Source organism: Pseudoxanthomonas japonensis, assembly GCF_010093445.1.
Taxonomy (GTDB): domain Bacteria; phylum Pseudomonadota; class Gammaproteobacteria; order Xanthomonadales; family Xanthomonadaceae; genus Pseudoxanthomonas_A; species Pseudoxanthomonas_A japonensis.
In genome coordinates, this window is record NZ_PDWW01000030.1 from 1 (window position 1) to 26,996 (window position 26,996).

At 68.9% G+C, this 26,996-nt stretch carries 26 protein-coding genes; 8 read left to right on the plus strand and 18 right to left on the minus strand.

The genetic code is table 11. The features are described from left to right. Positions 1 to 152: 152 nt before the first annotated feature. The 12 genes from CSC78_RS16475 to CSC78_RS16530 form a co-directional block, all read right to left on the minus strand. On the minus strand, positions 153 to 365 hold the full coding sequence (locus tag CSC78_RS16475; RefSeq protein ID WP_162338956.1) for a hypothetical protein: 213 nt from the start codon (positions 363 to 365) through the stop codon (positions 153 to 155). A 650-nt stretch (positions 366 to 1,015) separates the two neighbouring features. Next, the gene (locus tag CSC78_RS16480) at positions 1,016 to 4,486 is read right to left on the minus strand and encodes a hybrid sensor histidine kinase/response regulator (RefSeq protein WP_162338957.1); all 3,471 of its coding nucleotides are present in this window, start codon (positions 4,484 to 4,486) and stop codon (positions 1,016 to 1,018) included. Positions 4,487 to 4,549: 63 nt separating this feature from the next. Then, positions 4,550 to 5,947, minus strand: coding sequence for an FAD/NAD(P)-binding protein (locus CSC78_RS16485; RefSeq protein ID WP_162338958.1), 1,398 nt, complete (start codon positions 5,945 to 5,947; stop codon positions 4,550 to 4,552). 49 nt (positions 5,948 to 5,996) lie between these two features. Then, positions 5,997 to 7,406, minus strand: coding sequence for a cardiolipin synthase (gene cls, locus CSC78_RS16490; protein ID WP_162338959.1), 1,410 nt, complete (start codon positions 7,404 to 7,406; stop codon positions 5,997 to 5,999). A 283-nt stretch (positions 7,407 to 7,689) separates the two neighbouring features. Then, positions 7,690 to 7,854 carry a 50S ribosomal protein L33 gene (gene rpmG, locus CSC78_RS16495; RefSeq protein ID WP_027070918.1) on the minus strand — a complete coding sequence of 55 codons (165 nt, stop codon included), beginning with the start codon at positions 7,852 to 7,854 and terminating at the stop codon, positions 7,690 to 7,692. A gap of 13 nt (positions 7,855 to 7,867) precedes the next feature. After that, entirely contained in the window at positions 7,868 to 8,104 is a 237-nt protein-coding gene (rpmB, locus tag CSC78_RS16500) for a 50S ribosomal protein L28 (RefSeq protein WP_093489741.1), read from the minus strand. 414 nt (positions 8,105 to 8,518) lie between these two features. Beyond that, entirely contained in the window at positions 8,519 to 10,291 is a 1,773-nt protein-coding gene (locus CSC78_RS16505; protein WP_162338960.1) for a DUF885 domain-containing protein, read from the minus strand. A gap of 175 nt (positions 10,292 to 10,466) precedes the next feature. Continuing rightward, positions 10,467 to 11,126 carry a DUF4304 domain-containing protein gene (locus CSC78_RS16510; protein ID WP_162338961.1) on the minus strand — a complete coding sequence of 220 codons (660 nt, stop codon included), beginning with the start codon at positions 11,124 to 11,126 and terminating at the stop codon, positions 10,467 to 10,469. A 43-nt stretch (positions 11,127 to 11,169) separates the two neighbouring features. Beyond that, on the minus strand, positions 11,170 to 12,066 hold the full coding sequence (locus CSC78_RS16515; protein ID WP_162338962.1) for a ParB/RepB/Spo0J family partition protein: 897 nt from the start codon (positions 12,064 to 12,066) through the stop codon (positions 11,170 to 11,172). Then, complete coding sequence (locus CSC78_RS16520) at positions 12,066 to 12,863, minus strand: ParA family protein (RefSeq protein ID WP_162338963.1); 798 nt, start codon at positions 12,861 to 12,863, stop codon at positions 12,066 to 12,068. The genes CSC78_RS16515 and CSC78_RS16520 overlap by 1 nt, the downstream gene beginning before the upstream one ends. Before the next feature lie 185 nt (positions 12,864 to 13,048). Then, entirely contained in the window at positions 13,049 to 13,705 is a 657-nt protein-coding gene (gene rsmG / locus CSC78_RS16525) for a 16S rRNA (guanine(527)-N(7))-methyltransferase RsmG (RefSeq protein WP_162338964.1), read from the minus strand. After that, positions 13,702 to 14,343 (minus strand): 4'-phosphopantetheinyl transferase family protein, encoded by a 642-nt coding sequence (locus CSC78_RS16530; protein ID WP_162338965.1) that lies wholly within the window; start codon positions 14,341 to 14,343, stop codon positions 13,702 to 13,704. The genes rsmG and CSC78_RS16530 overlap by 4 nt, the downstream gene beginning before the upstream one ends. A gap of 159 nt (positions 14,344 to 14,502) precedes the next feature. Here CSC78_RS16530 and CSC78_RS16535 point away from each other — a divergent pair, with 159 nt between their 5' ends. Then, positions 14,503 to 14,760 (plus strand): GlsB/YeaQ/YmgE family stress response membrane protein, encoded by a 258-nt coding sequence (locus tag CSC78_RS16535; protein ID WP_162338966.1) that lies wholly within the window; start codon positions 14,503 to 14,505, stop codon positions 14,758 to 14,760. A gap of 209 nt (positions 14,761 to 14,969) precedes the next feature. On the opposite strand, the gene xth is transcribed toward CSC78_RS16535, so the two are convergent. From xth to CSC78_RS16555, 4 genes are all read right to left on the minus strand, one after another. Then, a complete protein-coding gene (gene xth / locus CSC78_RS16540; RefSeq protein WP_162338967.1) occupies positions 14,970 to 15,740 on the minus strand; it encodes an exodeoxyribonuclease III in 771 nt (256 codons plus the stop codon). A 27-nt stretch (positions 15,741 to 15,767) separates the two neighbouring features. Next, positions 15,768 to 17,327 carry an MFS transporter gene (locus CSC78_RS16545; RefSeq protein ID WP_162338968.1) on the minus strand — a complete coding sequence of 520 codons (1,560 nt, stop codon included), beginning with the start codon at positions 17,325 to 17,327 and terminating at the stop codon, positions 15,768 to 15,770. 75 nt (positions 17,328 to 17,402) lie between these two features. Continuing rightward, complete coding sequence (locus CSC78_RS16550; RefSeq protein WP_162338969.1) at positions 17,403 to 17,894, minus strand: hypothetical protein; 492 nt, start codon at positions 17,892 to 17,894, stop codon at positions 17,403 to 17,405. A 4-nt stretch (positions 17,895 to 17,898) separates the two neighbouring features. Continuing rightward, positions 17,899 to 19,425 carry a coniferyl aldehyde dehydrogenase gene (locus CSC78_RS16555; RefSeq protein ID WP_162338970.1) on the minus strand — a complete coding sequence of 509 codons (1,527 nt, stop codon included), beginning with the start codon at positions 19,423 to 19,425 and terminating at the stop codon, positions 17,899 to 17,901. Positions 19,426 to 19,474: 49 nt separating this feature from the next. On the opposite strand from CSC78_RS16555, the gene CSC78_RS16560 reads away from it, so the two are divergent. After that, positions 19,475 to 20,035, plus strand: coding sequence for a gamma carbonic anhydrase family protein (locus tag CSC78_RS16560; RefSeq protein ID WP_379608957.1), 561 nt, complete (start codon positions 19,475 to 19,477; stop codon positions 20,033 to 20,035). Positions 20,036 to 20,073: 38 nt separating this feature from the next. Further along, on the plus strand, positions 20,074 to 20,451 hold the full coding sequence (locus CSC78_RS16565) for a VOC family protein (protein WP_162338971.1): 378 nt from the start codon (positions 20,074 to 20,076) through the stop codon (positions 20,449 to 20,451). Between the two features lie 10 nt (positions 20,452 to 20,461). On the opposite strand, the gene CSC78_RS16570 is transcribed toward CSC78_RS16565, so the two are convergent. After that, entirely contained in the window at positions 20,462 to 21,100 is a 639-nt protein-coding gene (locus tag CSC78_RS16570; protein ID WP_162338972.1) for a Pr6Pr family membrane protein, read from the minus strand. A gap of 10 nt (positions 21,101 to 21,110) precedes the next feature. Beyond that, complete coding sequence (locus CSC78_RS16575) at positions 21,111 to 21,389, minus strand: YkgJ family cysteine cluster protein (RefSeq protein ID WP_379609012.1); 279 nt, start codon at positions 21,387 to 21,389, stop codon at positions 21,111 to 21,113. Positions 21,390 to 21,559: 170 nt separating this feature from the next. Between CSC78_RS16575 and CSC78_RS16580 the strand changes: the two genes are divergently transcribed. The 5 genes from CSC78_RS16580 to CSC78_RS16600 are packed head-to-tail and all read left to right on the plus strand — an operon-like array spanning position 21,560 to position 26,987. After that, positions 21,560 to 22,240, plus strand: a complete 681-nt coding sequence (locus tag CSC78_RS16580; protein WP_162338973.1) for an RDD family protein — start codon at positions 21,560 to 21,562, stop codon at positions 22,238 to 22,240. After that, complete coding sequence (locus tag CSC78_RS16585) at positions 22,237 to 23,235, plus strand: stage II sporulation protein M (protein WP_162338974.1); 999 nt, start codon at positions 22,237 to 22,239, stop codon at positions 23,233 to 23,235. The genes CSC78_RS16580 and CSC78_RS16585 overlap by 4 nt, the downstream gene beginning before the upstream one ends. After that, positions 23,225 to 24,793: a DUF4129 domain-containing protein gene (locus tag CSC78_RS16590; RefSeq protein WP_162338975.1), complete on the plus strand. Its 1,569-nt coding sequence runs from the start codon at positions 23,225 to 23,227 to the stop codon at positions 24,791 to 24,793. Before CSC78_RS16585 ends, CSC78_RS16590 begins: the two co-directional genes overlap by 11 nt. Next, positions 24,790 to 25,989 (plus strand): DUF4350 domain-containing protein, encoded by a 1,200-nt coding sequence (locus tag CSC78_RS16595; RefSeq protein WP_238391321.1) that lies wholly within the window; start codon positions 24,790 to 24,792, stop codon positions 25,987 to 25,989. The genes CSC78_RS16590 and CSC78_RS16595 overlap by 4 nt, the downstream gene beginning before the upstream one ends. Further along, positions 25,986 to 26,987, plus strand: coding sequence for an AAA family ATPase (locus CSC78_RS16600; protein WP_162338976.1), 1,002 nt, complete (start codon positions 25,986 to 25,988; stop codon positions 26,985 to 26,987). The genes CSC78_RS16595 and CSC78_RS16600 overlap by 4 nt, the downstream gene beginning before the upstream one ends. Positions 26,988 to 26,996: the final 9 nt, after the last annotated feature.

The following is a 26,996-nucleotide window of genomic DNA, read 5'->3' on the forward strand; positions in this document are numbered from 1 at the left end:
CAGAGGCTTTGAAAGCATTGCTGTAGCGATGGGTGGTTCTGGGGCCTGGCTTGGGCATGGGGACACTCCTGAGGGTTAGGTCGGGGTGTCCACTAAACCGTAGGAACTACCGGTTCGGCTTGAATGATTTGTTAGGTGTGACGGCCGCTATGCTAGCGACGGCCGTCACGGCGGTAGTTGGGGGCGTACTCGCCATCATTGGGGCGAAGCTTGAACGCATAAGGGTCATCCTTGTAGATAGCGGTCGCGGCGCCGGCAAGATTTGCCATGCAGAAGATCGCACAGAAGACGCGGATAAACTTGTCGCTTGTGCGATATGCAGCGATGGCCAGCCCGATTGCAAAGACTATGAAGACAATGGCCATCACCTACTCTCCAAGGCACACCTAACACCTTGAGTTAAGCCGACCCGCGAAGCGGGTTCGGCTTGAACGAACTGTTATGCAGCCTGGGTAGTAGGTAGCCCGGACTGTCGAAGCGATCTTAGCCGAGAAAGCCGGGCGAAGAGGCAATCACTGGATGGGGTGCGGACAGTGAGTGGCCCGCGCTTTTGCGGCCGAAGCCAACGGCGCCGCCTGTCCGAAGGTTTTGAAGCCATCCTCGTGCCGAGCGGCGCGAGCCTACTGCATCCGGAGCCGTTTGAGGCGGAGCCGCGAGACGCGGGTGATCACGTTGGGTCAGCGACCTACCAACGCCGAAGCCGCAGTGCAAGAACGAGTTACGCGTCACCGAAGCGGACAACACCAACACACCAACCCACGCATAACACCTAGTAGACCCCATACATGGGGTGATAACGCCGAGTATTGAATCTTGGCGGAGGGTCGTCAATCGGGTGTTTCCTTTGTGACATCAACGTCTTGCGCCAGCGCGCTCCCGTATCGGGTGCTGATAGCCCGGGCGTTATCAGACACTCGCCAAGAGGCGGGATTATCAGGGGCTCGATGGGGTGATAACGCCGATTGCGCCGGGAGTGCGGGTGCCCGGCGGAAGGTAGGTCCGTGTGCGGAAAACCTCACTCGCTAGGGGCAGGCATGGTGCTTGGCACGTGGTGGGCGGCCAGGAAGGCGCGCAGCGAGGCGGGCTTCACCGGCTTGGTCAGCAGGCGATAGCCCCGTTCCCGGGCTTCGCGCTTCAGCTCGTCGCGGCCGTCGGCGGTGAGCAGGGCGCCGGCGATGGGGCCGGGGCTGGCGGCGCGCAGGGCGTCGAGCGTGGCCAGGCCGTCGAGGCGGTCGTGCAGGTGGTAGTCGACCAGCATCACCGCCGGGCCTTCTGCGATCTTCTCCAGTGCCTCGTCGACCGTCGTGGCGGTGATGACGTCCACCTGCCAGCGGCCGAGCAGCGCCTGCATGCCGTCGATGATCTCGCGGTCGTTGTCGACACACAGCACGCGAAGGCCGGCGAGGGAGTCGGAGGACAGTGTGCGGCGCGGCGACGTCCGTCGTTCGATGGGCGCGGCGCCGCGCGGTACGACGATGGAGAACATGCTGCCGCGATCGACGCTGCTGCGCGCGTCCAGTTCGTGCTGCAGCAGGCGCGAGATGCGCTGGCAGATCGACAGGCCGAGGCCCAGCCCGCGCTCGCCCCAGTCGAACGGCTGCTGGTAGCGGTGGAACTCGTCGTAGATCTGCCGCATGTGGTTCTCGGGAATGCCGGGGCCGGTATCCCAGACCTGCAGCACGACGCGCTCGCCCCGCACGCGCATGCCGATCACGATGCGGCCTTCGCGCGTGTAGCGCAGCGCGTTGGCGAGGAAGTTCTGCAGCACGCGGCGCAGCAGGCGGCGGTCGCTGCGCACCGGTATCGCGCGTGCGTGCACGTGCAGTTTCAGGCCGCGGCCGGCGGCGACCGGCGCATACTGCGCGGCGAGTTCGCGTAGCAGTTCGCCCGCATCGAAGTCGGTGATCTGCGTCTGCAGCCCGCCGGCATCCAGGCGCGAGACATCGAGCAGACCGTCGAGCAGTTCCTCGGCCGCGCGCAGCGACGCGTCCACGCGTTCGGCCAGGTGCTTGCGCTCCTGCGCCTGGTCGTCGGCTCCTTGTTCGCTGTCGCGCAACGCACTGACGAACAGGCGCGCGGCGTTGAGCGGTTGCAGCACGTCGTGGCTGATCGCCGCCAGGAAGCGCGTGCGCGACTGCTGCGCATGCTCGGCCGCCTCGCTGCGCTCGGCGACGCGCTGTTCCAGCGTCTCGTTGGTTTCCAGCAGCAGCGCTTCGGCATGCTTGAAGTCGGTGATGTCGTTGTAGCTGGTCACGTAACCGCCGCCCGGCAGCGGCTGGCCGCGCATCTCGATCACCTGGCCGTCCGCACGGACGCGCTCGAAGATGTGCGGCGAGCCGGCGCGCATGTAGCGGATGCGCTTGTTGATCTGCGCGTCGATGTCGCCATCGCCGAGCTCGCCGCGCTCGGCGTTGTAACGGATCAGGTCGGCGACCGGGCGGCCCACGTACAGCATGCCGTCGGGATACCCGAACATCTGCTGGTAGCGGCGGTTCCATGCCACCAGACGCATGTCCGGGTCGACCACGCTGACGCCGGCGCTGATGTTCTCCAGCGTCGTGGACAGGATCTCGCGGTTGAAGCGCAGTTCCTGCCCGGCCTGGTCGAGCACCGCCACCACTTCACCCAGTTCCATGCCCGAGCCGCGCAGCACGCTGGTCAGCACGATGCGCGCGGAAGCCGCGCCGATCGCGGCGGCAAGCAGACGCTCGGTGAACTGCACCCAGGCGCGATCCGCCGGCGCATGCGGTTGGAACTCGCGTTCCAGCAGTTGCGCCTGTTCGGCGAATGCACGCCGCGCGTGACGCTCGCCGACCACGCGCTCGGCCAGCGTGCGCAGGTCGCCGACGCGCACGCTGCCGGGCCATTCGCCGGCGACCAGCGCGGGCCGCTGCGCGTAAGGGTCGAGGAACGGCGCGGCACGCAGGCGCTCGTCGACGCCGGGGCGGGAGCGCGCGGAGACGATCATCATGGCGCCGGTGTTCACCAGCAGCGACCAGAACGTGCCGTGCGTCAGCGTGTCCCAGCCGCTCAGGCCGAACAGCTGCTGCGGACGCAGCCAGCGGATCCCGAACGGGCCGTCGTGCAGCCACAGCAGGTCGAACCAGCCGGCCTGCGTCATCGTCGGCAGCAGCAGCGTGTAGATCCAGGTGGCGAAGCCCAGCACCATGCCGACCTCCACGCCGCGCCGGCTGGCGCCGCGCCAGTACAGGCCGCCGATCAGGCCGGGCGCGAACTGCGCGACCGCCGCGAACGCCATCAGCCCGTACGACGCCAGCGTGCTGTCGTTGCTGCTGCTGCGGTAGTACGAGTACGCCGTCAGCGCCAGCAGCAGGATCGCCACGCGGCGGATCCACAGCACGCGCGAGGCGACGTCGGCTTCGGCATGGCGTTTGCCCCAGCCGCGTCGCAGCAGCACCGGCATGATCAGGTCGTTGCTGACCATGGTGGCCAGCGCGATGCTCGCCACGATCACCATGCCGGTGGCCGCGGAGAAGCCACCGATATAGGCGATGATCGCCAGGGCGGTGCGCCCTTCCGCCAGCGGCAACGCCAGCACGTAGCTGTCGTCGGCGACGGCGGTGCCGCCGAACAGCGACGCGCCCGCGGCCGCCACCGGCACCACCATCAGCGAGAACAGCGCGAGATAACCGCCGAATAGCCAGCGCGCCTTGCGGATGTCGCCGACGTCGCTGCATTCGACCACGGCCACATGGAACTGGCGCGGCAGGCAGACGATGGCCAGGAAGCCGAGCAGCGTCTGCGCGATGAAGCCGACCGGTGGTGCGTTCTCGAACAGCGTGCGCGCCGAATCGGTGACGCGGAAGGCGTTGTCGTCCAGCCACAGGTAGGCGAACACGCCCACCGCGATCATCGCCACCAGCTTGACCACCGACTCCAGCGAGATCGCCAGCATCATGCCGTGGTGATGCTCGGTCGCATCGACCTGGCGGGTGCCGAACAACGCGGCGAACAGCGCCATCAGCAGCGCGACATACAGGGCGGGATCGGTGAAGAAGCCGTGCGTGCTGTCGCCGCCGGCGCCACTGAGCACGCTCAGGCTCATCGCCACGGCCTTGTACTGCAGCGCCAGGTACGGCACCACGCCGATCAGCGCGATCACCGTGACCAATGCCGCCAGCCGGCGCGAGCGGCCGTAGCGCGACGAGATGAAGTCGGCGATGGAGACGGTGTTCTCGCTGCGTGCGATCAGCGCCAACCGCTCGATGATGCGCCAGCCGAACAGCAGCAGCAGGACTGGACCCAGGTAGATCGGCAGGTAGCCCAGGCCATTGCGCACCGCGCTGCCCACCGCGCCGTAGAACGTCCACGACGAGCAGTACACCGCCAGTGCCAGGCTGTAGACGACCGGACGCAGCCAAGGGCGGTCGGGATACATCGGGCGGCGGTCGCCCCACCACGCCACGCCGAACAGCAGCGCGGCGTAGCCGATCGACACCAACAGCAGGATCCAGCTGGAAACCAACGCCCTCTCCCGGCGCTCAACCCGTCGCCGAGTGTACCGGCTGCCGCGCGTCGCGGTGGCGGGTCAGGGCGCGGGGATCGCCAGCAATTCGCGCACGGCCGTCTCGGCCTGGCCGCGCAGTTCGGGGATGGCGATGCTCTCCCACACGCAGCCGATGCGCAGGCTGCCGAGGATGAACACGCGCGGCTGCGCGGTGCCGTCGGCGTCGACCATGCGGCCGTCGCGTGCCGCCTTCAGGCCGATGCCATGTGGTCCCGGTTGCGCGTGGCCCTTGCCCAGCACGTCGTGCAGCAGCGGGTTGCGCATGGTCTGCGCGCGCATTTCCACGCCGGTCGCATTGACCACGTAGTCGACGTCGAACTCGTCGGTGCGTCCGTCGCGGGTGTGCGTGGTCACGCGCAGGCGGCGGCCTTCGTTCATCACCGTGTCCAGCCGGCCGCGGTGCAGGCGCAACTGCCCACGGTCGAGCATCGCCTGCAGCACGGCGTGCACTTCCGGCGCGATGCGGTGGCGATGCACGTCCCACTGGCGCACCACGTGGCGCAGGAATCGGCGCTGGTCGGCGATCGACAGCGATTGCCACAGCGCCTGCCCGTGTGGACGGATCCGTTCCATCGCCGCCTGCCACGGCAAGCCGTCGGCGACGGCCTGCTTCGCCGCGGCACGCAGGAAGCGCATGCGCGCGCGCAGACTCATCGACTGCATGGGGGCCGGGTCGAACGTGGCGGCGGGACCATGGCAGTGCGGCAGCGGCAGCAGGGCATGGCGCGACAGCACATGGATGGCGCCGGTATGGCCGTTGTCGGCCAGGCTCAGCACGGTGTCCACCATGCTCAGGCCGGAACCGATGATGCACAGCTCGGCGTCGGAGGGAATCGCCTTCACCGCGTCGAAATCCCAGGCCGCCAGCGAGCGGCCTTCCGGCAACTGCGGCGCGCCGCGCGCCGGCAGCGGCTTCGGCGTGTTGCCGACGGCGAGCACCACGCCCTTGGCCTCGAGTGGCCCGTGTGCGGCCAGGTGCAGCGTCGCGCCGTCGCCGCGCGCGTCGAGTTCGGACACGCTGTCCTGCACGACCAGCAGCGACGCGGGACTGGCGGCGGTAGCCTCCTGCAGGCGGGTGCGCAGGTACTCGCCGTACTGCCGGCGTTCGATGAAGGCATGCGCCAGCGTGTCGCGGTCGGGCCCACCCGGTGGCATGGTGGCGACGACGTAGTCGAGGAAATCCGCGGGCCGGTCGTCGAACGCGCTCATGCGCGCGGCGGGCACGTTGAGGACGTGTTCGCCGTACGTGGTCGCATAGGCCACGCCCTGCGCCAGCACGTCGCGCGGTTCGATCATCACGATGCGCAGCGGCGTGGTGGCCAGGCGCAGCGCCTGCATCGCCGCCAATACGCCCCCGGCGCCGCCGCCGATGATTGCGAGGTCGCAGGGCGGCAGGGGCGTCGGGGTCGCTTCGGTCATGCCGCCATTGTAGGCGAACGGGTCGGTGCATCCCTGCGACGCGATGCCGCTACATCAGCGAATCCGCCAGCCGCGCCACGCCTTCACGGCTGCGCTGCCAGCCGGGGCGCCGGCGCCAGGCGTCGCCGTCGACGTGGTCCGCGTGCGCCAGATAGTCGGCCTCGATCGCGCGGATGCGCGCGACCACGCCGGCGTCGTAGCAGACCAGGCCGATTTCCGCGTTGAGCGCGAACGAGCGGATGTCCAGGTTGATCGAGCCCACCAGCGCCATGTTGTCGTCCACCGTCAGGTGCTTGGCGTGCAGGAAATGCGGCCGGTACAGCGCGATCTTCACCCCGCAGGCCAGCAGTTCCTCGTAGTACGACTGCTGCGCCCAGGCGGTGAGCGTCTGGTTGTTGGTGGCCGACAGCACCAGCTGCACATCGACGCCGGACAGCGCGGCGATGCGCAGCGCGCTGAGGGTGGCGTCGTCGGGGACGAAGTACGGCGTGGTCAGCACGACCTTGCGGCGCGCAAGATGGACCAGCGCATTGACGGTGTCGCGCGCGTTCTCGAACGGATACGCGGGGCCACTGGGCAGCAGCTGCGCGGCGACGTCCTGCGACTGCACGCTGAGGTCCGGCTGCACGTCGAGACGCTCGCCGGTCTCGATGTACCAGTCGCTGGCGAACACGCCTTCCAGGTGCGACACCACGGGGCCTTGCACGCGCGCCACGAGCTCGCGGTTCGGGTGGCCGGGCACGAACACGGCATCGGCCAGGTTCTGCGAACCCACGTAGCCGATACGGTTGTCGATCACCGCTACCTTGCGGTGGTTGCGCAGGTCCATGCGCCCGCTGCGCCGCCACTGCAGGCCACCGGGCAGCATCGCGTGCACCTGCACGCCCGCCGCACGCAGGCGCGGCGCGTACGCCCGCAGGCCGCGCTTGGCGCCGACGGCGTCGAGCAGCAGTCGGCACGTCACGCCACGCGCGGTGGCGCGACAAAGCGCGGCGGTGATGGCTTCGCCCACGGCGTCGTCGAACATCAGGTAGTACAGCAGGTGCACCTGCTGCGCGGCGCCGTCGATGTCGTCGATCAGCGCGCGCAGCGAGGCGTCATACGCGTCGAGCAGCACCACCGCGTTGCCGTGCGTGGGCATGAAGGCGCCCTGGCGTTCGATCAGCGGCGCCATTTCGGCGGCGGCGCCGTCATGCGGCGTCCAGCGCAGCGCACTGAGCGGACGCTGCTCCTCGCGGATCACGTCCGACGCCCGCGCCTGCCGCTCGATGCGCTCGCGCGACAGCCACGGATGCCCGAGCAGCAGGTACAGCGGCAGGCCCAGCAATGGCACGAACCCGACCAGCAGCAGCCAGCTGCGTGCGGCGGCCGGTGTGGTGCGGCTGGGAATCCACCACAGCGCCGCCAGCCGGATCAGCCAGTCGACGATCAGCAGGGCGGTGCCGTAGGACCAGTCCATGCATCGCATCCGTCGGAGGGGGATGGATCGATTCTGCTGGCGGACGTGGGTAAAAGAAAACCCGTTTTCTCCTGCCGGCAGAAAGCCCGGTCTTTTTCCTTCTCCCCGCAAGCGGGGAGAAGGTGCCCGGAGGGCGGATGAGGGGCAGCTTCTCGCGTTTCACCGAAGCCCGAAAGCAGGAAACCCCGCCGAGGCGGGGTTTCCTGTAAGGCGCTGGATCCTCGCCTGTGCGGGGATGACGCCATGACACCGGCGAACGCGCGAGCGCGTTCGCGTCATGGCGTCACTTGATCTTGCCTTCCTTGTAGATCACGTGCTTGCGCACGACCGGGTCGTACTTCTTGATTTCCATCTTGCCCGGGGTGTTCTTCTTGTTCTTGTCCGTCGTGTAGAAGTGGCCGGTGTTGGCCGAGGAGATCAGACGGATCTTGTCGCGCTTGGATGCCATGTGTAGTTACTCCTCAGACCTTTTCGCCGCGCGCGCGCAGCTCGGCCAGAACGGAGTCGATGCCGTTCTTGTCGATGGTGCGCAGGGCGTGCGCGGACACTTTCAGCTTGACCCAGCGGTTTTCGCTGGCGACCCAGAAGCGGCGCTCGTGCAGGTTGGGCAGGAAACGACGACGGGTCTTGTTGTTGGCGTGCGAGACGTTGTTACCGGTCTGCACACGCTTGCCGGTGACTTGGCATACGCGGGACATACGCACCTCGATAGGTAATTGTGTCGCCCATAGCCCGGGAGACGGCGGCCCGGCGGACGGCCTGCAAGGCAGGTCGGACACCACGCGATACGGTAGGAAAACCGCTGCGGACACAAGCCGGAATCGCGTTTCCGGCCGCAGATCCGGTCGGGCCGGACGCAGCGAGCCGCGCATTATGCCGAGGTTTCCCTTGCGCCGCAAGCACTTAGCGCGGAAGCCGCGTAGAGCGGAGCTTGCTCCGCTGCTTTCCGGCCGGTCTCCCTGGGGCCGGATGGCGTACGGAGCCGAGCAAGCTCGGCTCTACGAGGGGTTTCGCCGCACCCGGGCGCAGGTCGGATCTTGGCCCCACATCGCGGCGCCTCCGGAGTCCGGAAGGCCTGGCCGGCGCGGTGGGCCAAGGCCCACCCTACCGGGTCAGGGCGCGGCGGCGGCCGGCTTGGACGGGCCCGCCTTGCTCTCGGCGATGAAGGCGCGGATCTGGCTCTCGAGCACCGGCAGGGTCACCGAGCCCTGCTTCAGCACGGCGTCGTGGAAAGCCTTCACGTCGAACTTCGCGCCCAGCGCCTGTTCGGCCTCGCCGCGCAGGCGGACGATGGCGATCTCGCCCAGCTTGTAGCTCAGGGCCTGGGCCGGCCAGGAGATGTAGCGGTCGACCTCGGTGGTGACTTCGTGCTCGGACAGGGCGGTGTGGTCGCGCAGGTAGGCCAGGGCCTGGTCGCGGGTCCAGCCCTTGTGGTGCACGCCGGTGTCGATGACCAGGCGCGTGGCGCGCCACATCTCGTAGGTCAGGCGCCCGAAGTCCTCGTACGGCGTCTCGTAGATGCCCATCTCCTTGCCCAGCTTCTCGGTGTACAGCGCCCAGCCCTCGCCGTACGCGGAGATGTAGTTGTCGCGGCGGAAGGCGGGCTGTTCGCCCTGTTCCTGCGCCAGTGCGGCCTGCAGGGAGTGGCCGGGCGAGGATTCGTGCAGAGTAAGCGCCGGCAGGTTGTACAGCGGGCGCGAGGGCAGGTCGTAGGTGTTCAGCCAGTAGGTGCCCAGGCCGCCGCGGCCGGCGGTCCAGAACGGCGCGATGTCGGCCGGCACCTCAACGATGGTGAAGCGCCCGCGCGGCAGCGTGCCGATGTACTTGCCGACCTCGCCGTCCACGCGCTTGGAGATCCACGCGGCGCGGTCGAGCAACTGCTGCGGCGTCTTGGCGTAGAACTGCGGATCGGTACGCAGGAAGGTCAGGAATTCGGCGAAGCTCCCCTTGAAGCCGGTCTGCTTGATCACCTCCCGCATCTCGGCCTGGATGCGTGCGACTTCCTTCAGGCCGATCTGGTGGATCTGCTCGGCGCTGAGATCGAGCGTGGTGTACTCGCGGATCTGCTGCGCGTAGAACGCCTTGCCGCCCGGCATGGCTTCGGCGGCCAGCGTGGTGCGCGCCTGGGGCACGTATTCGCTGCGGAAGAAGGTCAGCAGCGTGCCGAACGCGGGCACCACCTGCTGGCTGATCGCCTCGCGGACTTCCTTGCGCAACGCCTCCTGCTCGGCCGCCGGGATGCTGGCGGGCATTTTCTTGTACGGGGTGTAGAACGTGGACTGCTCGGGATCCTTCAGATCGGCGACCGCGGCGATCGACACATCGCGTCCGTCCAGCACCGCGCGCGGCACGGTGAACCCGCGCTCCAGGCCACTGCGCATGTTGGCGATGTGCTGGTCGAAGTAGCGCGGCACGTCGCGCAGGCGCGCGGCGTAAGCGCGGTAGTCGTCGGCGTCCTTCATCGGGCGGCGCGCCATGAACGACAGGTTCGACCAGAACGAGGAGTCGGAATTGAACGGCATCTCGTAGGCGCCCAGGCGCACCTCGTCGGCCAGGTTCTCGACCTGCGGGCGGTAGATCGCCAGGTTGATGCGGTTCTCCGGCGAGAGCGCCTTGGCGTCGATGCCGTCGAGATCCTTCAGCACCTGCTCCCACACCTTCAGCCGCGCCTGCTGCGCTTCGGCACCGACGTCCGGCAGGCGACGCTTGTCGCCGCTGGTGTCGGCGTCCTCGTCCGCCTGCCCGGTCTGTTCCTGCCGCCACTTCCATTCCTTCTCGTACAGCGCCTGGAAGCGCTTGTCGGCATCGGACGGGGCGAAGGCGAGCGCGTGCAGCGGTGCGCAGGCAAGCAGCAGGGCGGCGGTGCGGAGGTTCAAGGCAGGCATCCGGTGAAAGCGGAACCCGGATGGTAATGCAGCGGCGATGTGCCCGTCCGGGCGGCTATCCGCGTCTTTGTGGGAGCGACGTAAGTCGCGAGCTTTTTGCAGGCCACGGATCAATCGCCGCCGGTACCCGTGGAATCGGGCCGGGCCGCGAAGCCGCGTCGGCCTGGATAAACCGTCAAAGCGCGCGATTGACAGCCCCCTCAACGCTTGAAAACAGTCGAGTGAAGCATTTCGAGTCGACCGCCTCCTGTAGCTTGCTTATGGCCAGTTCTTGTTGACCAAGCGCAAGCGCGACGTATCCAGTGGAGTACGAGCGACTTGGGGAGGGGTTGCGCCCGAACCCCCACAGGCGGCACATGTGCTCGTCTTTCTGCAGAAGGACTGACAGGACGTGGGAACGCTCATCGAGTGCCGCGAACCATTCGAGCGCTGTCGACACTTGGCCTAGGACATCCTGGATGCACCACAGCAGATTCTTCCCGGAGGCGTCGATCGACCAGATTGTCTTGTCCGAGGGCGCAGCTGCGACATTTGGAAACAGGCGGCCACGGAACAGACACTCGGCTTCGTTGGGAAGCTGGATTCCACCTTTCACCTTCACGTCCCACGTTGGTGGCACGTAGAGCAGGTACTTGCCCAGGTTTACGCAGAACGAAAAGGTGTTAATGCCAATAACGTCAGCGTTGTAGCTGTTGAAAGACTGAAAATTGACGACATCGATACTGTCTTCGTGATGCCGCCAGGCTGTTCGCTGTGTGAAATGGTCAAATCCTGCGCGCTTCAGGGCAGGCCAAACAGTTTTCTTGATCTCTCGATTGACGATCTTGCTGTCCATGCCATCTGATGCGACGGGCATCACTCCTGCAGTAGTCCAGGCCTCAGCCCCTCGGGCGCAGGCGCTCGAGCACGCCGTCCAGCGTGTCCAGGTCGGTGTACTGGATGATCAGCTTGCCCTTGCCGCCGCGGCCATGCGCGATGGTCACGCGGGTGCCGAGGCTTTCGGAGAGCTCGGTTTCCAGCGAAGCGATGTCGGGCTGCGGCGCGGCCTTGGTGGGCTTGGCCTTCTTACCGGTGACCGGGACCTTGCCGGCGGCGAACTGCTGCGCGCGGTGTTCGACTTCGCGCACCGACCAGCCCTGTTCGGCGGCTTCGGAGGCGAGCTTGCTGGACAGGTCCGGCGACAGCGTCAGCAATGCGCGCGCATGGCCCATTTCCAGGCGGCGCGCTTCCAGCAGCGCGCGGATCGCCGGGGGCAGTTCCAGCAGGCGCAACAGGTTGGACACCGCGGCGCGCGAGCGGCCGACGGCTTCTGCCGCTTCGGCGTGCGTCAGCGAGAACTCGTTGATCAGGCGCTGCAGCGACTGCGCTTCTTCCAGCGGATTGAGGTCTTCGCGCTGGATGTTCTCGATCAGCGCCATCGCGATGACGGTACGGTCGTCCAGTTCGCGCACGACCACCGGCACTTCGGCCAGGCCGGCTTCCTGCGAGGCGCGCCAGCGGCGTTCGCCGGCGACGATCTCGAACTTCCCTGGCGACAGCTCGCGCACGACGATCGGCTGGATGACGCCCTGCGCCTTGATCGACTCCGCCAGCTCGGTGAGCTTGGACGCGTCCATCTGCATGCGCGGCTGGTACTTGCCCGGCTGAAGCTGCTGCACCGGCAACGTGCGCAGGGCTTCGCCCGGCTGGGCTTCCGGCGGCGGCGTCTCGGCGGCTTTCGGGCCGAGCAGGGCTTCCAGTCCGCGACCCAGGCCGCGCTTCTTCGGGGCGCTCATCACGCGTGCTCCATGTGCTGCTGTTGCTTCTTGCGGTCGGCCGCGCGGCGCAGGATTTCGCCGGCCAGGCCCAGGTAGGCGACGCCGCCACGCGAGGCGCGGTCGTAGCCGACGATGCTCTGGCCGTGGCTCGGGGCTTCGGCCACGCGCACGTTGCGCGGCACGATGGTGCGGAACACCTTGTCGCCGAAATGCGTGGTCAGCTCGCCGGAGACGGCGTTGGCCAGGTTGTTGCGGATGTCGAACATCGTGCGCAGCACGCCTTCGATCTCCAGGCCGGGATTCAGGCGCGCGCGCAGCGCATCGATGGTTTCCATCAGCGCAGACAAGCCCTCCAGCGCGTAGTACTCGCACTGCATCGGCACCAGCACCGAGTCGGCCGCGGTCAGCGCGTTGAGCGTCAGCAGCGACAGCGCCGGCGGGCAGTCGATGATGATGAAGTCGTAGTCGCCACGGATCGGCTGCAGCGCGCTCTTCAGGCGCTGCTCGCGGCCGTCGGATTCCATCAGCTGGATCTCCGCCGCGGTCAGGTCGATGTTGCCCGGCATCAGGTCGAAGCCTTCAGCGGTGGTCACCACGGCGGCCTTCGCGTCGACCTCGCCCAGCAGCACGTCGCAGGTCGAGGCTTCCACTTCGCGCTTGTCCACGCCGCTGCCCATCGTCGCGTTGCCCTGCGCATCCAGATCGACCAGCAGCACCCGCTGCGGCGCGCGTGCGAGCGCGGCGGCCAGGTTCACGGCGGTGGTGGTCTTGCCGACTCCGCCTTTCTGGTTGGCGACGGCGATGATGCGGGCCATGCGAGGGCGCCTTATCGAATCCGGGGTGAGGGGGGGATTATGCGGGCTGGGGAGCGGGCGTGCGAAATCACTCCAACGGAGGCATGGGGTCGGCGCGGTCATCGGGCGGCACTTCGCCGCGCCGTCGGCGGCAGGCGCTCAGTCATATCAAGGAGTTACACCGCCCGCACTGGGACGGTGCGGGGTCAGTCGCGACGGACGACCACCATGTGGCGCTCACCCACCAGTGCAGGCACCGCCAGCGGCTGGATCGTATCCACCGACCAGCCGGCCGGCAGGGCGGCGATCTCGTCGTCCGGGCGCACGCCCTTCATGGCGAGCAGCGCGCCACCGGGCTTCAGCAGGTGGCCACCGACCTCGATGATGCCGCTCAGCACGTCGAGCGCGCGCGCGGTCAGCGCGTCGTAGGCCTGCGGTTCGTCCAGCGCTTCGGCGCGCGATTCGGCGACGCGCGCGTTGTCCAGCTTCAGCGTGCGCACGGCCTCGCGCAGGAAGCGCGCCTTCTTGCCGTTGCTCTCGACCAGCGTCACCCGCAGGCCAGGCTTGGCGATGGCCAGCGGAATGCCGGGCAGGCCGGGGCCGGTCCCCAGGTCCGCCAGCGCGCCACCGTTCGCGGCCAGGTCGTCGACGAACGGATGCATCGCCAGCGAGTCCAGCAGATGACGGGTTACCATCTCGCGCGGGTCGCGGATGGCGGTGAGGTTGTAGGTCCGGTTCCAGCGGTCGAGCAGAGCCAGGTAGGCGAGCAGGCGCGGCGCGAGCGCATCGGCATCGAGCCCCAGCGTGCCGAGGCCGCGGTGCAGCTCGTCGCGCAGGTCGGCGGGGAAGGCGGTGTCGTTCATCGCGGCATTATCGCAGGCCGCCATGCGGCGCCGCGCGGATGCCAGGCCAGCGCCGCGCGATAGTCCCGCGCGGCGGCCCATTCGTGCAGGCGCCAGTCGTCGGCGCGGCCGAGCGCGGGGTCGCAGTCGGCCAGCCGTGCACCGTCGTCGTCGAGGCGGACATGGAAACGGTGCAGGCCGAACGAGATGCCCTGGCCGTGCGCCTTCAGCACCGCCTCCTTGGCGCACCACAGGCGCACGAAGGCGAGCACGCGCGCATCGTCGTCCAGCGACTGCAGCCAGGCGGTCTCGTCGGGATGGTAGAAGCGGCGCGCCAGTTCCATCGCGCGCGGCCGAGGCCGCAGCCGCTCGATGTCCACGCCCAGTTCGACGTCTTCGCCCAGCGCCAGCAGCAGGGCTTCGCCGCTGTGGCTCCAGCCGGTCTCCAGATGGTGCAGTGGCGCGATGAAGTGCGGGCGTCCCTGCGGATCGCGGGTGATCGGCAACGCGTGCGGTGCGACGTCCAGCACCTGTGCGAGCCGTTCGCGCGCGGCGGGCTCGCCGCGCTGGCGGGGCGCGTGCGGCAGCAACCACAGCGCGATGCCGTCCAGCCGCCAGTCGGCCGGCGCGTTGCGCCAGCTCACGTTGTCGGCCCGCATGCGTGCTGCGGCACAGCGTGCAAGCCTGTGGCGTTGGCGCTATCAAACAGGTGCACGGAGGCTTCCCCCACAGGGTTAACGACGGTTTCACGCAGTGCGTTGGAGATTGAAGCGTGCCCCGCGCCAAGGGGTCCTGTCCATCGAGGGAGAAGCGACGCAATGAATTTTCTCATCTATCTGATCGTGGGTGGCATCGCCGGCTGGCTGGCGAGCATCGTCATGAAGCGCGACGGTTCGCAGGGCATCATCCTGAATGTCGTGGTCGGCATCATCGGCGGCTTCCTCGGCGGCTGGTTGCTGCCGACCCTGGGCCTGGGCCTGGGTGGCGGCTGGGTCGGCTTCCTGCTCACCGCCTTCATCGGCGCGGTCGTGCTGCTGCTCATCGTCAACCTGCTCACGCGCGGCCGAGCGAGGTAACGGTTCCGCTGCGGCCGCGTGCGCGTTCGAGACGCACCCAAGGCCCGTGGCAATGCAAAGGCCCGGCAACCGCCGGGCCTTTGCTTGTCCTTGCAGGGGGGCTTCAGCCCCGACCAGAATCCACTGTTGCTTCGGGGAGGGAGCGTGCCGCGGAGTGGTCTAGGACGGACCGTTGCGGTCGGGGCTGAAGCCCCTCCTATCGCGTGACGTCAGCTACCCAGCCGCACCCATGCCGGTGCGTGGTCGCTCGGGCGCTCCCAGGTCCGTGGTTCGCGGTCGATGCCGGATTCCACCGCGCTCGCACGCAGCGCATCGGACACCAGCGTCAGGTCGATGCGCAGGCCCAGGTTGCGGCGCAGGCCGCCCATCCGGTAGTCCCACCAGCTGTAGACGTTGGCTTCGTCGCTGTGCAGGCGGAACGCATCGTGCAGGCCCAGCGCGTAGAGCCGCTGCAGGGCAGCGCGCTCGGCGGTGGAGGTCAGGATGTGGTCGTCGTTCCACACCTTGGGGTCGAAGACGTCGCGGTCGTCCGGCGCGATGTTGAAATCGCCCATCACCACCAGTTTCGGATGCGCCTGCAGTTCGGCGGCGACCCAGTCGTGTACCGCGTCCAGCCAGCGCAGCTTGTAGGCGTACTTGTCGGTGCCGACATCCTGGCCGTTGACCACGTACAGGTTGATGACACGCACCTCGCCGACGGTGGCGGCGATCACGCGCTTCTGTTCGTCCTCGAAGCCGGGAATGCCCACCTGCACGTCGCCGACCGGCTCGCGCGACAGCAGCGCCACGCCGTTGTAGGTCTTCTGTCCGGCGAACACGCTGCGGTAGCCCGCCTCCGCCAGCGCGGTGTCGGGAAACTTGTGATCCTCCAGCTTGGTTTCCTGCAGGCCCACGACATCCGGCGCGAACGCGCCCAGCCATTGCGTGAGGTGCGGCAGGCGCACGTTGAGCGAGTTGACGTTCCAGCTGGCGATCTTCATGGCGGGGATTCTATGCGAGGAGGACGGTCACGCGCCCGCTGGGTCGTCGACGGTCGTCGTTGCGTGGCCGGCGCCCTCGCCGTCGCGCATCAGTCGCGCGGCCATCCAGGCGGCAATCAGCATCATCGCCATGCCGAACACCGCGATGGCACGCATGGCATCGGTGAAGGCGGTGCGCGCGGTATCGGCGATGGCCGCTCCCGCCGCGCCACCGACTTCGCCGGCGACGGTGACGGCACCACCCAGTGTCGACAGCGCACGTGTCGTGTCCGCATCGGGCAGCGTCGCCGGCAATGCCGGGTCCAGCCACAGCCGGTACGCCAGCATGCCGAGGCTACCCAGCACGGCGATACCGAGCGCACCGCTGAGTTCGGCACTCGTCTCCGCCAGCGCCGACGCCGCGCCCGCGCGCTCCGGTGGTGCGGTAGTGATGATCAATTCGTTGCCGACGGTGAACACGGGCGCCATGCCCAGGCTCATCGCCAGCATGCCGGCGATCAGGATCCACAAGCCATGCGGCGGCGTGACCAACGCGGTGATGCCGAAGCCGACCGCAGCGAACAGCAGGCCACGCACCATCACCCGCCGTGCGCCCCAGTGGCGCGCCAGCCGTGGCGCCAGCAGCGAGCCGACCGTGAAGCACACTGACCAGGGGATCGTCGCGACGCCGGCCTGCAGCGGCGTCAGCCCGAGCACCAGCTGCAGGTACTGGGTCATGAAGATGTACACGCCCATCATCGACAGGCCCGCCAGCGCATAGGCGACGATGGCGGCGGAGAACGCCGGCCGGCGGAACAGCGTGACGTCCAGGAAGGGATACGCCAGGTGCTTCTGCCGGCGCACGAACAGCGCGCCCAATGCCACGCCCGCCAGCAGCACCGCGACGCCACGCGGATCCATGCCGTACTCGGCGATTCGCTTCAGCCCATAGACAACCGCCAGTACCGCGGACAGCGACTGCGCCATGCTGGCCGGGTCGAGCTTGCCGGCGTCGGGGTCCCGGTATTCCGGCAGCAGTTTCGGCCCCAGGACGAGCAGCAGCACCATCACCGGCACTGCGGCCAGGAACGCCGCGCCCCACCACCACCATTGCAGCAGCAGGCCGCCGACCAGTGGGCCGATGGCGCCACCGACCGAGAACGCCGCGATCCATACGCCGATCGCGAACTGGCGTTCGTGCTCGTCATGGAACATGTTCCGGATCAGCGACATCGTCGACGGTGCGAGCGTGGCGCCCGCCACGCCCAACAGCGCACGCATCGCGATCAGCATCTCCGCGCTGCGCGAGAACGCCGCCAGCACCGAGGCCACCGCGAAGGCCGCCGCACCTATCAGCAGCAGCTTGCGCCGCCCGATGCGGTCGCCCAGCGTACCCATCGTCATCAGGAAGCCGGCCACCAGGAAGCCGTACACGTCGACGATCCACAGCAGCTGGCTGGCGCTGGGGTCGAGCTCGGCGCTGATCGCCGGCAGCGCCAGGTTCAGCACCGTCAGGTCCATCGCATAGACCATGCAGGGCAGGGCGATGATGGCCAGCCCGATCCATTCGCGACGGGTGGCTTTGGCGGGGATGGTCGTGGTCGACATGCGGGTCCGTCGGTGGCGTGTCATCCCGTTCGACGAACGGGGATGGCGTATTTCGACGAAGGATACCGATCCGCGTCAGGTGCCTTCCATGTCTACCCGGATATGCGGGCAATGTCCCGCCAGGTCCCGCGCCCACTCGATGGCGTCGTAGGGAACGCCACGCTCGGACGGGAAACGCAGTGGTGCATCGTCGTGGTCGTACAGGAGAATCCGGTCGTCGCTCTCGTCTGCGCGCCGCACGCGGATCCGCGCGATCCGGTCCAGTGCGATCGCGTGTTCGCCGGGTGCGATCTCGTCGTCCCACCACCATAGCGTGCGCGCCTCGAGGTCCAGCCGGCTGCCCCAGCGACGCACATGCACCAGCATCGCCAGCGCGGTGCCGGCGAACACGAACCCCATCACGAAGGCCACCGGTACCAGCCACGGCGCGCACTGCCGTCCGCTGGCATCGCAGTTGCTGGCCGGATCGAGGGTCAGTCCTGCGTACACGAACATCGCGCCGACCAGCAGCATGCCGTAGACGCGGAGATCGCGCCGGCTGGTGCTGGCCTGCCGCAGCTTGCGCATGGTGCTAGCGGATGATGAAGTCGATGAACCGCGCGACCTTCGAATACGGCGGCTTCAGCAGGTCGCTGCCTGCGCGGCGCGGTTGCCACAGCACCGGCAGCGCCTTGCTCATCGCGTCGAAGCCGGCGCGGCCGTGGTAGGCGCCCATGCCGCTGGGGCCGATGCCGCCGAACGGCAGCGCGTTGATGCCGAAATGCAGCACGGTGTCGTTGACCGTGACGCCGCCAGCCAGCGTCGTGCCGAGGATCTTTTCCACCCGCGCGCGGTCGTGGCTGAAGGGATACAGTGCCAGCGGCCGGTCGTGTGCGTTGACGTAGGCGATGGCCTCGTCCAGCGACTCGACGGTGCGGATCGGCAGGATGGGGCCGAAGATCTCGTCCTGCATGACCTTCGCATCGTCGCCTGGCTCGATGACGACCGTCGGTGCGAACAACCGCTGCGCGCGGTCGTGTTTCGGCGCCAGCGGAACGACCTCATGCCCGCGCTGACGGGCGTCGTCCAGATAGCCTTCCAGCCGTGCGAACTGGCCGTCGTTGATGATGCGGGTGAAGTCGCCGGCCTCGGACAGGTCGCCATAGCGCGCCGCGACCTGGTCGCGCAGCGCCTGCACCAGCGCATCGCGACGCTGGCGGCCGACCAGCAGCACGTAGTCGGGCGCAATGCAGGTCTGCCCGCCGTTGAACCACTTGCCGGTCGCCAGCCGCGCGGCCGCCTGGTCCACCGGGAAGTCGTCGCAGACGATGGCGGGCGACTTGCCGCCGAGCTCCAGCGTCAGCGGCGTCAGGTTCGGTGCGGCGGCGGCCATCACCTTGCGGCCCACCGCCGTGGAGCCGGTGAACACCAGATGGTCGAACGGGAGGGCAGCGAACGCGCCCGCCACCTCGGCACCGCCGGCGGCGACGCTGACGCGTTCCGGCGGGAACACCTCCGCGAGCAGCGAGCGCAGGAACGCGGTCGTGCGCGGCGTGTGTTCCGACGGTTTCAGGTACACGTGGTTGCCCGCGGCGATGGCGGTCGCCAGCGGAATCAGCGCCAGGTTGACCGGATAGTTCCACGGCGCGATCACGCCGACCACACCGACGGGTTCCTGCCGGATCTCCGCGCGCGCTGGCCAGAAGCGCCAGCCCACGCCGACCCGCTTCGGCTTCATCCAGCGGCGCAGGTGCGAGGCGAGGTGGTCGATCTCGTTGAGCACGGTCATGCCGTCGGCGATCAGGGTTTCATGCCGCGAGCGGTGGCCGAAATCGGCGGCGACGGTATCCGCCATCTCCGGCAGCCGGCGCTTCAGCGCGTCGCGCAGCCGCTGCAGGTCGTCGCGACGCTGGGCGTAGTCCGGCTTGCGCGCCTGCCAGGTGTCGCGCAGCCGCTGCAGCACGGGGGCAAGGTCGCCGACCGGCGTATCGCCGTCGGGGGCGCGGGTGCCGTTGCCGGCGGGAGAGGCGGCGTCCGCGGTGGCGGCCGCGATCGCGGCGTTGGCGGCGGTGATGGCCGCGTTCGCGGCGGTCGTGGCGGCGTGCGGAGAGGTCGTCATGGGGCGAGTGTATGCCGTCGTTCCGGAGCCGGCGCACTACAATCCGGGCATGGACCCGAATCTGACCGCCCTGCGCCCCTACCTTGACCGCTTTCCCGTCCTCGGGCCGCGCGTCTACGTCGACCCGGCCGCCACCGTCATCGGCGATGTCGAACTGGCCGAGGACGTCTCGATCTGGCCGGGCACCATCCTGCGCGGCGACGTCAACTTCATCCGCGTCGGCGCGCGCACCAACGTGCAGGACGGCACCATCGTCCATGTCAGCCACCACAGCCCGTACAACAAGGCCGGCTATCCGACCCTGATCGGCGCCGACGTCACCATCGGCCACGGCACCATCATCCATGCCTGCACCATCGAGGACCTGTGCCTGATCGGCATGGGTGCCTGCATCCTCGACGGGGCGACGGTGAAGAAGCATGGCTTCCTCGGTGCCGGCGCGATCCTCGGACCGGGCAAGGTGGTCGGCGAGGCCGAGCTGTGGTTGGGCAATCCCGCCCGCCTCGTGCGCGTGCTTTCGGACAAGGAGATCGAGAGCCTGCATTACTCGGCGGCGCACTACGTGAAGCTGAAAGACCGTTACCTGCAGCCCACACCGACTGCGGCATGATGGCGCGCGGCGCGCTCCGCGCCGACTGGGAGACCCGCATGGCCTGGAAACCGGACGGCTACACCTCGGTGGCCCCGTATCTCGTGGTCGATGGTGCGCAGCGCACCATCGACTTCCTCGTCACGGTGTTCGGCGCCGAACCGCTGCGCATGCATCCGATGGGCGATCGCCTCGGCCACGGGGAAGTCCGCATCGACGATACCGTGCTGATGCTGGCCGATGGCATGGACGGCTGGCCGCCCATCGCCAGCCACGTGCATCTCTACGTGCCGGATGTCGATGCGACGTGGGAGCGCGCGCTCACGGCCGGTGCCGAGCCGGTGCAGGCGCCGGAAGAGAAGGGCGACGGCGACCGTCGTTGCGGCTTCCGCGATGCCGGTGGCACCACGTGGTGGATCTCCACGCAGGTCGGGTGAGCGCGGACGATCAGCGCGACGGCGGCAACCGGCGGTCGACCGCCAGGAACGCGAACGCCGTTGCCAGTGCCGCCACCAGGATGACGGCCACGGTGATGCTCACCTGTCCGTAGCCGAGGGTGTCGGCATTGAGGAACGGATACGGATACCAGCCCGTCATCGCGCCATGCACCATCGTGTAGGCCAGCCAGGCGACCGGCCAGACGAATGCCCAGCGGATCGTGCGTCCGTCGATCCGCGGCCGCGGGCCCAGCAACAGCCAGCCGAGCAGCGTCCACACCGGCGAGAACTGGTGGAAGCCGGCATTGATCCAGATGCCGATGCCGCTGGGGTGTACCAGTCCGGACAGCAGCGTGGCGAACACCACGCCGGTCACTGCGATGCCCAGCAACGCATCGAGTCGCAGCACGCGCCACACCGGGCCGTCGCGGTCGGGCCGGATCACCAGGCTGATGGCCGCCGCCAGCACCAGCAGGTTGCTCTGCACGGTGAAGTAGCTGAAGAACCGCAGCAGCTTCATCGCCAACGGGACCGGCGCGGCCGCCGTCGTCGTATTCACGTCCTGTCCGCCGCTCACCAGCAGGACCAGCTGCGCGACCACCGTCGCGGACACCACCAGGGCGAGGACCAGGTTCCAGACACGCTGCATGCGACGTCTCCTAGCTGAGGGAAAGCGTGATCGGTGCCGTTGCGCGCTCGAGCGCCGACAACAGGGCCATCGCCTCGGCGCGATTGGCCCCGCACATGTCGGCGCCGGGCTTCAATGTGCCGCAGAACGCAGGCCGTTCGGGGTGGCCGAACAGCCGGCAGCGCAGGGCGTCATCCAGTTGCACGCACGGCACGCCGGCCGGCTTGCCCTGCGGCATACCCGGAATCGGCGAGGTGATCGAAGGCGCGATGCAGCAGGCCGCGCACCCCGACCGGCAGGAGATGACGATATCCACGATGGCGCGAAGTGTAGGGCCTGGCTGGGCAAGGATGGCGCGTCCGGCTAAAGTCGGCAGGCATTGGGGAAGGCGCATGGACAGCGGGACACACGGGTTCCACCACATCGATCCGGTCGCTGCCGGCACACCGTCCCGGAGACGTTGCCCGTGGTGAGTGGCTGATGCTGGATACCTATCGCGAAGTCGTCACGCCCGAGGGCGTGGGACTGCACCTGCCGGCGGCCGGCCCGGTGCCGCGCGCGCTGGCGTGGGGCATCGACCTGGGCATCCGGCTCGCCATCATCTTCGTCATGGCGATGCTGCTGGCGCTGTTCGGCGAGGCCGGTGCCGGCCTGCACCTGATCGTGATGTTCCTGGTGTTCTGGGCGTACCCGATCGTGCTGGAGTCGGTCTGGCGCGGGCAGACCCCCGGCAAGAAGGCGCTCGGCCTGCGCGTGGTGTCGGCCGACGGCGCGCCGGTGGGCTGGCTGGCGGCGATCACCCGCAACCTGCTGCGCACGGTCGACATGCTGCCGTTCGGGTATGCCGCCGGCCTGGTCGCGTGCCTGGCCGATCCGCATGCGCGTCGCCTGGGCGACATGGTCGCCGGCACGCTGGTGGTCCATGCCGGTCGTGAGCGCAGCCATGCGCCGGCGCCGGTCAACACGGTGTTCGTGCCGCCGGCCCAGCTGTTGCCGGAGGAGCAGGGCGCGATCGTCGCGTTCGCCGAACGCGCGCCGCAGCTGACGCCCTCGCGCCAGGAGGAACTGGCCAACCTCGCCCAGCCCATCACCGCGGCGCAGGGACAGGCCGGCGTGCAGCGTCTGTACGGCATGGCCAACTGGCTGCTGGGGCGGCGATGAGGCAGGAGCAGTTCGTCGCGCGGCACCAGGCCGAATGGCTCGCCTTCGAGTCGTGGCTGCACGCGCGTGGCGGGAATGCGCGACGCGCGCGCGGCGAGCGCAACACCGGCGAGCTGACCGACGAGGACGTGCCGGCGCGGTACCGCCGCATCTGCCAGCACCTCGCCCTCGCGCGCCGGCGCGGCTACAGCCCGGTCGTGGTCGACCGCCTGCAGGCGCTGATGCAGCAGGGCCACGGCGTGCTGTACCGCACGCCGCCGCCGCGCTGGCAGCGCGCCCTGCGTTTCCTGCTGGCGGAATTCCCGCGCCTGGTGCGCAGCGAGGCCGGCTGCATGTGGGTGGCGGCGGTGGTGTTCGTGTTCCCGCTGGTGCTGATGTTCGTGTTGCTGCAGTTCCGGCCGGAGCTGGTGTACAGCATCGTCTCGCCCGAGCAGGTGGCGATGTGGGAGCGCATGTACGACCCGAACGACGCGCGGCATGCGCTCGGCCGCGAAAGCGGAACCGACTGGCAGATGTTCGGCCACTACATCTGGAACAACATCGGCATCGGCCTGCGCACGTTCGCCGGCGGCCTGCTGGCCGGCGTGGGCGCGCTGTTCGTGCTGATCGTCAACGGCATCAGTATCGGCACGGTGTTCGGTCACCTGCAGCAGATCGGTTCCGGCGACCCGCTGTGGCGCTTCGTCTGCGGGCACGCGCCGTTCGAACTGACCGCCATCGTGCTGGCCGGCGGGGCGGGCCTGCGGCTCGGCCTGAGCCTGGTGGCGCCGGGGCGCCTGCGGCGTATCGACGCGCTGGCGCGTGCGGGCGCGAAGGGTGCCAGGCTGTGCCTGGGCGTGGCGTTCATGCTGCTGGTGGCGGCGTTCATCGAAGCCTTCTGGTCGTCGACGCAATCCATCCCCGCCGTCGTGAAGTACAGCGTGTCCGGCGTGCTGTGGACGCTGGTGGCGCTGTGGCTGGGACTGGGCGGGCGCGGGGTGGCCGATGAGGATTGAGCAGCTGACGGTCCGCCTGCGCGCACGCTCCGACTGGGAAGCCATCGAGCTGGGCATGGCGCTGGTGCGCGGGCATGCCGGGGCGATCTGGACACCCTGGCTCTGGCTGACGCTGCCGGTGTTCGCACTGCTGAACCTCGGCGCATGGTGGATCGACCGGTTCTGGTTGGCGGCGCTGCTGATGTGGTGGCTGAAGCCGGCCTTCGACCGTATCCCGCTGTACGTGATGTCGCGCGCGGTGTTCGGCAGCGTACCCGCGACGCGCGAAACGCTGCGCGCGCAGCTCCGCTGGGGCGTACGCACGTTGCCGCACCTGCTCACGTGGCGCCGCCTCAGCCCGGTGCGCTCGCTGTACATGCCGATCGACCTGCTGGAGGGCGTGCAGGGCGACCGGCTGCGCCAGCGCCGCAGCGTGCTCGGCGGACAGGCCTATGGCACGGCGATCCTGCTGACCTGGATCTGCCTGGTGTTCCAGGGGGTGCTCGTGCTGGGCGGCCTCCTCGCGGTGGTCATGTACCTGCCGCAGGACCTGCTGCCGGACAGCGTGCAGGCGGCCTTCCGCGTGGCGGCCATCGAATGGAACGCCTGGTTCAAGCTCGCCTGGAACGCCTTGCTGTGGGCGGCGATCAGCGTGATCGAGCCGTTCTACGTCGGCGCCGGCTTCGGCCTGTACCTCAACCGTCGCACGCAGATCGAGGCGTGGGATCTGGAGATCGTGTTCCGCAAGCTGCGCGCACGGCTGGCGGCCGCCGCGCCGATGGTGCTGGTCGCGAGCCTGTGGCTGGGCATGGTCGGCACGGCCGGGGCACAGGAGCGGCATGGAGCGCCGCCGGTGGCCGCGGACGCGCCGGTCGCTACCGGCGAAGACGGCAAGCCGGTGCCACCGACGCTGCCGATCGTGTTCGGCGACCAGCGCGTCGATGACCGTACGTTCCGCGAGGCGGCCGACCGGGCGTATCGCGATCCGCTGCTGGGCCGCCGCCAGGTGCAGTCCGGCTGGGAGCGGCGCAACCCGCAGGAAAGGGACACGAAGGAACCGCACGATCTCGACAACGCCTGGCTCTCGGGCATCGGCAAGACACTGGCCTTCATCGGCGAGTGGGGCCTGTGGCTGGTGGCGGGCGTGCTGGTGCTGGTGGTGCTGGCGACGGTGCGCTACTGGTGGCCGTGGATGCGCGGCATCGCGAGATCGCCGGTGGCGCCTCCCGACGCACCGCAGTCCGATGCGCTGGTGTTGCCCGAGGCGCTGCCCGACGACATCGCCACGGCCGCGCGCGCGCTGTGGCGCGACGGTCGCCGGCGCGATGCGCTGGCGCTGCTCTACCGCGCCAGCGTGGAAAGCATGAGCCAGCGCGTCGACCTCGTGCTGCCACCGGGCGCCACCGAGGCCGAATGCCTGCGTGCCTCGCGGCGCCTGCCATTGGCCGAGGACCGCCATGTGTTCGCGCGCATCGTGCGCACCTGGCAGTACGCCGCCTATGCCGAACGGCTGCCCGGCGAGGACGAGTTCGACGCCCTGGTCGGCGATCTGCAGCAGCGCTACGGGTGGGCGTCGTGACGTCCGCGCGCCGCAACGGCCGGGTGGCGGGTGCGACGCTGGTGGTCGTGCTGCTGCTGGCGACGCTCGTCGGCCTGTGGTTCCGCCACACCTTCCATCGCGTCGAGAAGACCGTGTACCTGCCGCCGACCGGCGAAGCGGCGTACAACCCGCTGTACGCGCTGGCGAAGACGCTGGAAGCCGATGGCGTGAAGGTCGATGTGCGCCAGCGCCTGATGCTGGACGACCACCCCATGGCGAGCCGCGACACGCTGCTGCTGTTCAACGATCCCCGCGTGCTGTCGCCGTCCGACGCCGAACGCCTGCTGGCGTGGGTGGAGGAAGGCGGCCATCTGCTGATCCGCACGCCGGCCTATTCGCCCGGCGACGCCACGACGGGGCCGGATGCGCCGCAGGCCGCGATGCTGGACCAGGTGTCGGCCTGGCTGGTGGACGAAACCCCTTCGTGCGAGGACTTCCAGGTGGAAGGCGAGGGCCATCACGTGGAGTTCTGCCGTGGCCGGCGCTTCGCCTTCGACGATACCGTGCCCGAACTGGCGTGGGGCGACCTGAAGCACGGTTACGTGTACGCCCGCGTGGCGGCGGGCGAAGGGCACGTCGACATCCTGGCCGATTTCGATTTCCTGACCAATACCGCCGCGCGCGGCTTCATGCAGGAGGCGCTCGACACACCGCCCGACGGCGGCCTGCGCGACGGTCCCCATCGCGCGCTGGCGCGGCAGGTGCTGGCGCCCAACTACCGCCAGGGCACCATGCACCTGGTCTACGCGGCGGAGATGCCGTCGCTGTGGCGCACGCTGTACCTGCAGGGCTGGATGGTGTGGGCGCCGCTGCTGCTCGCGCTGGCCGCCTGGCTGTGGATGCGCATGCAGCGCTTCGGCCCGCCGGTACCGTCGCCGGCCGGCGAACGCCGCTCGCTGCTCGAACACGTCCGCGCCAGCGGCGAACACCTCTACCGTTACGGCCGCGGCGTGATGCTGTATTCCGCGGTCCGGCAGGCCTTCCTCGCGCGCCTGCGCCGGCGCGATCCGGTCGCCGCGGCCCTCAGCGGCGAGCCGCAGGTCGCCGCCATCGCCGAGCGCACCGGCCAGCCGGCCGACCGCATCCGCACCGCCCTCAACGTTCCTGCCTCGCACGACCGGCAGGCCTTCCGTGACCGCATCGCCCTGTTGATCCAACTGAGAAACCGCCTATGAACGACGAGACCGCCGCCGCGCCGCCCGCGCTCCCGCCGACGCCGCGCAATACCCTGTCCGAGCGCGTCGAGGCCGTGCGCGAGGAAGTCTCGCGCGCCTTCATCGGCCAGCCCGACGTGCTGGACCAGATCCTGATCGCACTGCTCGCCGGCGGCCACGTGCTGATCGAGGGCGTGCCCGGGCTGGGCAAGACCCTGCTGGTGCGTGCGCTGGCGCAGGCGCTGGAGCTGACCTACGCGCGCGTGCAGTTCACGCCCGACCTGATGCCGAGCGACGTCAGCGGCCATGCCGTCTACGACCCGAAGACCGAAAGCTTCCAGATCCGCCGCGGCCCGGTGTTCACCAACATCCTGCTGGCCGACGAGATCAACCGCGCCCCGGCCAAGACCCAGTCCGCGCTGCTGGAAGTGATGCAGGAAGGGCAGGTCACGATCGAAGGCACGTCGTTCCAGCTGTCGCCCCCCTTCATCGCGCTCGCCACGCAGAATCCGGTGGAGCAGGAAGGCACCTATCCGTTGCCGGAAGCGCAGCTGGACCGTTTCCTGCTGAAGGTGCTGATCGACTATCCGGCACTGGAGGACGAGAAGCGCATGGTCGATGCCATCACCACCGGGCGCACCGCCGCCGACTTCGATCTCTCGCAGGTGAAGCGCGTGCTTGGCGCCGCTGACATCGCCGCGATGCAGCGCGAGACCGCCGCCGTGCGCGTGGATCCGGAAGTCGTCGACTACGCCGTGCGCATCGTCGCCGCCACCCGCAAGTGGCCCGGCATCGCGCTGGGCGCCGGTCCGCGCGGCAGCATCGCGCTGATCCGTGCGGCGCGCGCTCAGGCGGTACTGCAGGGACGCGATTTCGTCACCCCGGACGACGTGCGCGACATCGCACGGCCAGCCTTGCGTCACCGCATCACGCTGGCGCCCGAGTTGCAGATCGAAGGCCAGTCGCCCGATGACGCGCTGCGTGCGCTGCTGGCGAAAGTGGACGCACCCAGGAAATGATCGTCTGCG